1 protein-coding gene is annotated in these 2,016 nt (G+C 66.3%); it reads right to left on the reverse strand.

Annotated elements, in window-relative coordinates; genetic code table 11:
- The coding region (locus RMO57_RS05375) for a molybdopterin-dependent oxidoreductase (protein WP_310384925.1) at positions 1-1,911 on the reverse strand (1,911 nt) is incomplete at its 3' end.
- Between the last annotated feature and the right edge of the window lie 105 nt (positions 1,912-2,016).

The raw sequence follows: 2,016 nt of genomic DNA on the forward strand, positions 1-2,016 counted from the left end.
GATCAGTGCATTCAAATTGACTCCCGGCTTGTTGCCGGCCACCGTTAAGCGTACGCGCGGCAAGTCATGGCCCCAACCATGTGGCAGGCTGACGACCCCGACCAGCATGTCGGCGCTGAGCGCCACCCGCACCTTCGATTCACCCAAGGCCGTGCTGAGCATGGCGTAGCCGTCGTCACTCAAGCCCAGGCGTGCGGCGTCCAGCGGGTTGATCAGCAGGGTGCAGCGCTCTGGGCCCTTGGCCAGCAGCGGCAGGTTGTGCATCCAGCTATTGCCGCTGCGGATATCGCGCCGGCCGATCAAAGTGAATTCGGGCGCCGGCACGTTCAGCGCCGCCTCGACGTGCAGCAGGTCAGCCAGCAGCGCCGGCGGCGCCAATTCGATGCGGCCCGACGGTGTGCGCAGCAGCTCGGGGATGCGCGACTGCAGAGGCCCCAGGTCGATCCCTCCCGCTGCGGCTTTGACTTTCGCCAGGGTCAGGTCTTGCTCTGTTGCGCCGCCATAGGGTCCGCTGCGCAGCGCCAGGTCGATCAAGCGCTCCGGCCCGCGCAGGCCAGCGCTGTCCGGCGCATCCAGCGCATCAGGCTTGGCTCGCCAATCGCGCCCCTCGACCATCGCCGCCAACCTCAGCAGGGTCTCCCACTCTTCGGGCTGATCGGCCGGCTTGGCGAACACCGGGCCGGAAAAGCGCGCATGGTTGCGAAAAGAAAATTGCGGAAAAGCGATGTCAAAGTGCAAGTCCTCCAGCGGCGACAAGCCCGGCAGGATCACGTCCGCATGGCGGCTGGTTTCGTTCAGATAAATGTCCAGGCTGAGCATGAAGTCCAGGCCGTCGAGCGCACGCGCGATCCGCGGGCCATTCGGCGTCGACAGCACCGGATTCGCTGCCAGGCAGATCAAGGCGCGTACTTGGCCCGCGCCGGCCGTCTCGATCTCCTCGGCAAGGCAGGTGATGGGCAATTCGCCGAAAACCTCGGGCGCGCCGGACACCCGGCTGCTGCGCCGCCCGGTGCTGATGCCGCGGCCACTGCCCGGCTTGCCCTGGGTGTTGGCGGCAAACGCGGCCGCCTTGGGGAACATGGCCCCGCCGGGCGCGTCAAGATGTCCGCTGAGGATATTCAGCACATCGACCAACCAGCTGTTGAGGCTACCGAAGCGTTGCGTGCACGTGCCGATGCGGCCGTACACGGCGGCCCTCTCGGCGCCGGCCAACTCGCGCGCCAAGCGGCGCAGCGTGGCCGCCTCGATGCCGCAACCGGCGGCCATGCGCTCGGGCGTGAACGAGGCCGTGGCGTCCCTCAAAGCGTCCAAGCCATTCAAGTGCTCGCTCAGAGCCCCCGTTCGAACCAGGCCTTCGGAAAACAGAGTGTTGACCAGGGCCAGCAGCATGAACACGTCGCCGCTGGGCCGGATCGGCAGATGTTCATCGGCCGCCGCTGCGGTCTCGCTGCGCCTGGGGTCAACGACGATGATGCGCCCGCCGCGCGCCCGCATCGCCTTGGCCTTGCCGCGGTAGTCGGGCACCGTCCAGAGGCTGCCGTTGCTGACCATCGGGTTGGCGCCGAGGATCAGCAGCCAGTCGCAACGCTCGATATCGGGCACCGGAATCGACAGCCAATGGCCAAACATCAGGCCGCTGGAGAGCTGCTTGGGCATCTGGTCCAGCGTTGACGCCGAAAAGATATTGCCTGTGCCCAGCGCGCGGGCCAGGCGCGGGAAGTAGGCCAATAAGCTAATTTTGTGCGCGGCCGGGTTGCCGATCACGGCGGCCACCGAGTCGCGCCCATATTGTGCGATCACCGGCAAGAGGCGCTTGGCGACCTCATCCAGCGCCTCGTCCCACGTAGCTTCGACAAACTGCCCATCGCGCTTGATCAGCGGCTGGCGCAGGCGGTCGGGGTCGTCGTGCATGTCCTTCAACGACACGCACTTGGGGCAGATGAAGCCGCGGCTGAAATCATCCTGTTCGGCGCCGCGGATGCTGATGACTGTTGCGCCCTTGGTTTGTATCTCCAG

The organism is Roseateles sp. (genome assembly GCF_031397715.1).
Taxonomy (GTDB): domain Bacteria; phylum Pseudomonadota; class Gammaproteobacteria; order Burkholderiales; family Burkholderiaceae_C; genus Paucibacter_A.